This is a genomic window from Acidiplasma aeolicum, assembly GCF_001402945.1.
GTDB lineage: Archaea > Thermoplasmatota > Thermoplasmata > Thermoplasmatales > Thermoplasmataceae > Acidiplasma > Acidiplasma aeolicum.
Genome location: NZ_LKBG01000274.1, coordinates 1 through 6,908, shown reverse-complemented (window position 1 = coordinate 6,908; position 6,908 = coordinate 1). Strand labels below are relative to the sequence as shown.

At 32.7% G+C, this 6,908-nt stretch carries 8 protein-coding genes; 5 read left to right on the top strand and 3 right to left on the bottom strand.

All coding sequences use genetic code 11. The features are described 5' to 3' along the window. Positions 1-54: 54 nt before the first annotated feature. The gene (locus AOG54_RS08510; protein ID WP_054964478.1) at positions 55-1,269 is read left to right on the top strand and encodes a CaiB/BaiF CoA transferase family protein; all 1,215 of its coding nucleotides are present in this window, start codon (positions 55-57) and stop codon (positions 1,267-1,269) included. Here AOG54_RS08510 and AOG54_RS08505 read toward each other — a convergent pair. After that, positions 1,266-1,505, bottom strand: coding sequence for a hypothetical protein (locus tag AOG54_RS08505; RefSeq protein ID WP_055032616.1), 240 nt, complete (start codon positions 1,503-1,505; stop codon positions 1,266-1,268). The genes AOG54_RS08510 and AOG54_RS08505 overlap by 4 nt on opposite strands. A 172-nt stretch (positions 1,506-1,677) precedes the next feature. Here AOG54_RS08505 and AOG54_RS08500 point away from each other — a divergent pair, with 172 nt between their 5' ends. Further along, positions 1,678-2,289 carry a peroxiredoxin gene (locus AOG54_RS08500; RefSeq protein WP_054964503.1) on the top strand — a complete coding sequence of 204 codons (612 nt, stop codon included), beginning with the start codon at positions 1,678-1,680 and terminating at the stop codon, positions 2,287-2,289. A gap of 4 nt (positions 2,290-2,293) precedes the next feature. Here AOG54_RS08500 and AOG54_RS08495 read toward each other — a convergent pair whose 3' ends face one another. Next, positions 2,294-2,764, bottom strand: a complete 471-nt coding sequence (locus AOG54_RS08495) for a peroxiredoxin (protein ID WP_048101219.1) — start codon at positions 2,762-2,764, stop codon at positions 2,294-2,296. A 252-nt stretch (positions 2,765-3,016) separates the two neighbouring features. Between AOG54_RS08495 and AOG54_RS08490 the strand changes: the two genes are divergently transcribed. Genes AOG54_RS08490 through AOG54_RS08480 form a run of 3 tightly spaced genes read left to right on the top strand, consistent with a single transcriptional unit; the run spans position 3,017 to position 6,216 of the window. Beyond that, positions 3,017-4,420, top strand: coding sequence for an FAD-binding oxidoreductase (locus AOG54_RS08490; RefSeq protein WP_054963813.1), 1,404 nt, complete (start codon positions 3,017-3,019; stop codon positions 4,418-4,420). After that, positions 4,413-5,606 carry a (Fe-S)-binding protein gene (locus tag AOG54_RS08485; protein WP_054963812.1) on the top strand — a complete coding sequence of 398 codons (1,194 nt, stop codon included), beginning with the start codon at positions 4,413-4,415 and terminating at the stop codon, positions 5,604-5,606. Before AOG54_RS08490 ends, AOG54_RS08485 begins: the two co-directional genes overlap by 8 nt. Positions 5,607-5,637: 31 nt before the next feature. Further along, a complete protein-coding gene (locus AOG54_RS08480; RefSeq protein ID WP_054963811.1) occupies positions 5,638-6,216 on the top strand; it encodes a nucleotidyltransferase family protein in 579 nt (192 codons plus the stop codon). Between the two features lie 184 nt (positions 6,217-6,400). On the opposite strand, the gene AOG54_RS08475 is transcribed toward AOG54_RS08480, so the two are convergent. Next, complete coding sequence (locus tag AOG54_RS08475) at positions 6,401-6,856, bottom strand: Lrp/AsnC family transcriptional regulator (RefSeq protein WP_082180426.1); 456 nt, start codon at positions 6,854-6,856, stop codon at positions 6,401-6,403. Between the last annotated feature and the right edge of the window lie 52 nt (positions 6,857-6,908).

Here is a 6,908-nt window from a genome sequence, read left to right as displayed (position 1 = left end):
AATAAAATAATAAATTAACATTAAATATTTATTGTGCTTAAAAATTTATAATTCATGCCTTCAAATTTTGATAATGAATATGCAGAAAAGATATTGAATGGATATAATGTACTGGATTTTACAACCAATATATCTGGTCCCAGTGCAACAGCAATTTTAAGCGACCTTGGTGCAAACGTAATAAAGATTGAGAAACTTCCAGGCGGTGATGATTCAAGATCCATGGAACCCTCGATTGGAGATAAATCTGCATATTTTATTGCAATTAACAGGGGTAAAAAATCCCTGGCGGTAAACATAAAAACCAGAGAGGGACGCAAGATACTGAATAAAATTATAATAAATTCTGATATTATTGTGGAAAATTTTCGCACGGATACTGTTAATTCTTTGGGTCTTGGATATGAAAATATTAAAAAAATTAATGATAAAATTATATATGCATCAATAAGGTCATATGGAAACACAGGTCCATTAATGAACAATCCAGGATACGATGCAATCATACAGGCTGAAACTGGTATAATGAGTGTGAATGGTGCCAGAGCTGGAAAGCCGGCAAGGGTGGCCGTTTCAGTTCTTGATGTGGGTTCTGCCATGTGGCTTGCCATGGGGATACTTGGTGCAGTTATTTATCGTGAAAGAACAGGCAAGGGAATGGAGGTAACTACATCACTTTATGAGACTGGACTTTACTGGATGAATTACTATATAGAATCATATCAAATAACAAAAAAAATACCCAAAAGGGCTGGAAGTGAGCATATGTCCTTTGCACCTTATGGTGCCTTTTTGGCTAGAGATGGATATATTGTCATAGGAATTTCCAACGATAATCTTTTTTCAAGGCTTTCCGAGGCAATTGGAATGCCGGAACTTAAAAATAATCCAGACTATATAACAAACAGTGAAAGGGTCAGACATAGAAAAAAATTAAACCGCCTGCTTGGATCAGTGTTTATTAAAAATACAAGTAGATACTGGATGGATTTATTAAAAAGATACAAGGTTCCGTGTGCAAGGATAAAAGATGTAAGTGAGGTATTAAAAGATGGGCAAACGAGTGCAATAAATCCATTTCAGGTTATAAATGAAAGTGGTCGTAAATTGAAAATCCAACCAGTGCCGTTTAAACTAAATAATAAATATTTTAAAATAGAAAGACCATCCCCAAGTAATGGAGAAAATACATATGAAATACTTTATAAACTTGGGTACAGTCAGGATGAGATAAAAAAATTAACCTCACTTGGCATAATAAAAATCTAGATTTTCCTGATTCGGAGTTCAATATCCTCATTCTTTTTATATTCAATAAGATTAAAACCAGTATAATCCAGTATTTTTATAAATTTTTCAATGTCATAATTGAACCTATTCGAATCCAGAATTAACTTAACCTCGACATTTGAATCTGTATCAAAATATAAACCCTTAAGTGAGCCGATAAGATAATTGAAAGGATCACCACCACATGTTATTCTTCTGTAATCCTCTACGATCATAAATGAATAAAGCCACAGGAAATAAAAATAATATGTTACAAATATTATTACAAAATTATCATAAATGTTATTAAAATAACGAATTCAATATATAATAATTTTTATTAATGCAATTTTTGCATGTTTCAATATATTATTATTTTAATTTATAATATATAATACGGTGATTAATATGGCCGTTAAGCTTGGTGATAAGGCACCAGAGTTTGTTGTTAATACAACCAAGGGACCGCTGGCTCTATCTGACTTCCGTGGTAAATGGATTGTTCTGTTTTCACACCCTGCTGATTTCACGCCGGTGTGCACCACAGAATTTATGGGATTTGCGGAAAGATATGATGAGTTTAAAAAGTTAAATGCAGTTCTAATAGGTCTAAGCGTTGATAGCCTGCAGAGTCACATAGAATGGCTGAAAGACATAAAGGAAAAATTTGGTGTAGATATTCCATTCCCGGTGATAGCAGACATAAATAAGGAGGTGGCTAGGTCATATAATCTCATAGATGAAAAGGCAGGCAACACGGTTAGGGGTGTATTTATAATAGACCCCAATGGCATAGTCCGCTGGATGATATATTATCCGGCTGAAACTGGAAGGAATATAAACGAAATCCTAAGAAGCCTTAGGGCCCTGCAGCTGAACTGGGATAAAAAACTAGCCACTCCAGTGAACTGGAATCCAGGGGATAGGGGAATAGTACCACAGCCGTCCACACTTGAGGATGCATATAAGAGGATAAACAGCGGAGAAAAGGTGTGGTATCTTAAATACCAGGAGGTTTAAAAATTTAATTTAATTTTGATATTTCCTCCTCTATTTTTTTATAATCAGGCTCCTTTGAGGCATCCTCACTAACCCATTTATACCTTATAATCCCATCCTTGTCTATAACAAATACAGATCTTTTTGACGCCGACAGATTTTTTATGTTCAAAAAGCTATCATAAAGGGCCCCATACTTTTTGGATATTTCCCTTCCTGAATCACTTAAAAGATCAAACTGAAGTTTGTTTTTTTCTGCAAATTCCTTCAATGAAAATGGAGAGTCAACGCTTATGCCTATTACCTTTGCCTTAAATCTGTTAAAATTTGCCATTGAATCCCTGAATGTGCACATTTCCTTTGTGCATACAGATGTAAATGCCCCAGGGAAAAATGCAAGAACCACTGTATTTCCCTTAAAATCAGACAGTTTCCTCATTTTTAATCCAGTGTCAGGCGCTTCAAAATCCGGTGCTTTCTCACCAACATCTACCATGATATTTTAATATATATGAATATAAAAATATAATGTATTTGAAATAATTAATTAAAGCAAAATAAAATAATTCCCAAATAGAAATTATGGTGGATAATTTTATTTTTTTTTACCTTATGCTTAGATTTTTTATAATTATACAGATAGCAAGGGCCTTAAACTCTATTAATCATTAGATAACATATTAATAAAATTTAATTATATATTTATCAGATAAAGCAAGTTTATAAATATAAAAATATTATCATAGTAATGAATATAAATAATGACATTTTAAATGAAATTAGGCAGGCGGCAGGAGAAAATAATGTTCTGCAGAACCTTGAGGAAAAAATACCCTATAAAAATGACGCCTCTTATATGCCCGGAAGGATACCAGAGCTTGTAATTATACCTGAGAATTCAGATCAGATTTCTAGAGTATTAAAATTATGTACTAAATATAAAATTGATGTAACGGTTAGAAGTGGTGGAACATCACTAACAGGATCAAGTGTCACCAATTATAATGGCATTATAATAAATACCATGAAGATGGATAAAATACTGGAATTAAACATAGCAAGCAGATATGTTGTATGCCAGCCAGGGGTAAGGCTTGATAACCTAAATGAATATTTAAACAAATACGGATTTTTCTATCCACCTGATCCCGCCAGTTCAAAGGCATCAACTGTTGGTGGCACCATTTCAACCAATGCCGGTGGGCTCAGGGCAGTAAGATACGGTGCAACAAAGGAATGGGTTCTTGGCACTGAATTTGTGACGGCCACGGGTGAAATTATAAGAACTGGAGAATATACATTAAAAAGGAGTGCTGGATATGATCTTACTGCACTTATTATAGGCAGCGAGGGCACTCTCGGTGTTCTAACAGAGGCTATATTAAAAATTGAGCCACTGCCTGAAAAATATGGCAGAATACTGTCATTTTACAATGATATTTATGATGTTGGTTCCGCCCTTAGCGCTGTAAAGAATGCGGGTATTACGCCATTAATTGCCGAATTTATGGATTTAAAAACCATTAATTCCATAAGGGATAAGTTAAACATAAAAATACCGGACTACACACAGTTCATGCTAATGGTTGATATCGATTCAACTGAGGCCTCCCTTAAAGGAAAAATTGAAAATGTGGAAAAAATTATCAAAAATTACACAAAGGATGTTTTAACAATAATGGATCAAAAAACAATGGATGAAATATATAAGGCCAGAAAGGGTGCCTATTCAGCACTGCTCAACCAGCGTGAGAAGAAAAATGAAATAGTAATAATAGGCGATGTCATAGTTCCCGCCTCAGAACTGCCTGCCACACTGAAGGAGATTAAAAATGCTGTGGACAAAATGAAGATAAATGTAAGCCTTTTTGGTCATATTGGGGATGGCAATATACATGCAAATATATTTGCAGAGAACACAAAAACCGGACTTGAAAAGGTTGAAAAATTACAGATGGAAATTGCCATGGCAGCCATAAGGCATAAGGGATGTGTATCAGCAGAACATGGGATAGGTACTGAAAAAAATAAACTTCTATACGAGGAGTATAAGGAAAGAAATTCCCTTTATTCACTGGAATTAATGAAGAGGATTAAGGCAGTATTTGACCCGGAGAATATAATGAACAGGGGTAAGATATTTTATGACTAAAAATCAGATTCTAAAAATTACTGATGAATGCATAAAATGTGGTTTCTGTGAATCTGTATGCCCAACACTTCCTGCAGCAGGTTACAATTCAATAAAGGGTGCCAGGGGAAGGATCATTCTTGCACAGTTTGCAATAAATACAGGGGAAGAGCTCCAAATTTCAGATTCCTTTTATTCATGCCTTGACTGCTTTGCCTGCCTTCAGGTGTGCCCTGCAGGCGTTAACGCTGGAGAGTTAAGCCATTTAATGAAGGAGGAAATTGCAGAGAAGCATATTAATGGTAACAGGGTGGACATAGCGGACATGATTAAGGAAACCATACTTAGATTCAGAAATCCCCTGGGATTAAATAGGGAATCCGCAGAATGGGCATCATCAATAAATTTTGATGAGTCAGATACAATTCTTTTCACAGGGGATATGTACCAGCTTATGGCATATACGAAATTCATAAATTATGTAAGAAAATATTTTGATAGAAATCTATTTAATGCATTTTCAAGGTTAATATCAAGGCATCCTGATTTAATAAAACTCTCAAGGCATTTCTATGACATTAATATGAAGGTTAAAATGGAAAATAATTTAAGGAATATTGTAAGATTGTTAAAAATGTCCGGTGTAAAATTTAATTACCTTCGCGAAGATGAGGATTATCCAGGAATGTTTCTTTATGACCTTGGCTATATAAATGAATTTAAAAAATATGCAAATAATGTTTATAATAAACTTAAAAAATTGAATGTTAAAAAAATAATATGCATAGACCCGCATACATATGATTTGATGAAAAATATTTATCCGGAATACATAAAAAATTATGACATTGAAATTTATTATTATACAGATTTAATTAACATGAACTTTGAAAAAACCAGTGAGGAAATAACTGTGCAGCAGCCATGCCATATTGTACTTCATAAAAATAATTACAGGGCCCTTGATATACTTAAAAAATCTGCGAATGTTAAACTAAATGAGCCGGAAAACCTTACATCCTGCTGTGGTGGCCCAGATGAACTATTATTCCCAGAAATAGCATCGGAAGTTTCATATAAAAGGTATAATAACTTGAAGCAAACAGCTGGCAAGATTATTACAATATGCCCGCTATGCTACAATAATCTTTCATATGACGAAAATGTAATCGATTTTTCTGATTTCATGATTAAATTAATAAAATAAACATTATTATTACATTTATTCATTATGATTTATGAAAAAGGTATCTGGTATAATACTTGCCTCAGGGGAATCAAGAAGATTTGGTGAAAACAAATTATTTTACAAAATCAATGGTAAAATGCTTATAGAATATACAATTGAGAATGCCAGGAATTCATTGTTATATGAAAAAATTATTGTTTTTAACCCTGCTGTAAATTACAGTGTTCTTAATCTAAATGGGTTCAAGATTGCCATCAATTATGATTATAAAAACGGAATGTCAACATCAATAGTAGCCGGATTAAGAAAAGTAGAAAATAACATCGATGGTGTTATGATACTTCTGGGGGATTCCCCATTAATAGATCAAAACATAATTAACAGGATGATTAATATATACAGCCAGAATGATGCGGGCATTGTAAGTGCATATAATTCTGGAATTCCTGTAAATCCTGCAATATTTTCATCTAAATATTTTAATGACCTATTAAATCTTAAAGGTGATGTTGGAGGCCGATTTATTCTAAGAAACCATCCAGAAGACATAATCAGGGTGGAGATTGATAATAATGCACTTTTAGATGTCGATACAAAGGAGGATTTAAAAAAAATATTTAAAAATTGATTTTTAAGGTGTAGCAGTAACAAACAATTACTTAATAATGATCGTGTTTGAATCCTTAACTCATAGTTGTTTAATCAAAATATAGTTACACCTGAAAAGCATATAAAATGTTTAATGTTAAAATAAAATAGATAATTTATAATTATATATCTTATTAAGGTAATATTAATGAGCCTAATTTTTATCATTCAGGTATAACTGTTTTATTACCAAGTGATTTTATAACTATATTAGTGAAAAGATGATCTATACCTTCAATGGATTGAATTTTAGAAAGTATGTAATAAAGATCATCCTGGTTCTTTGCATATCCTCTTAGAATCAAATCATATTCTCCTGTTATCATATCTACCGATGAAATTGAACTTATTTTCATAAGCTTGTATGCTATTTTTTCTGAATTATTTGCATTTACAATACGTACCATGGTTATAAATGTAAGATTGTATCCAAATTTAGCCATATCTATATTGCAGGCAAAGTTTTGTATAATACCAGAATCCAGCATTTGAGTTATTCTTTTTTTTACTGTTGGCTGGGAAATGCCAAGTTGCCTTGATATATCCTTTACAGATATTCTACTGTTTCGTATCAATATTTTTATGACCATTCTATCAATGGAGGAAATTTCGTGTTGCATAAACAATTAATTCAATATTATTTAAAAAAATATCTTTTTTTTTAAATTTTTT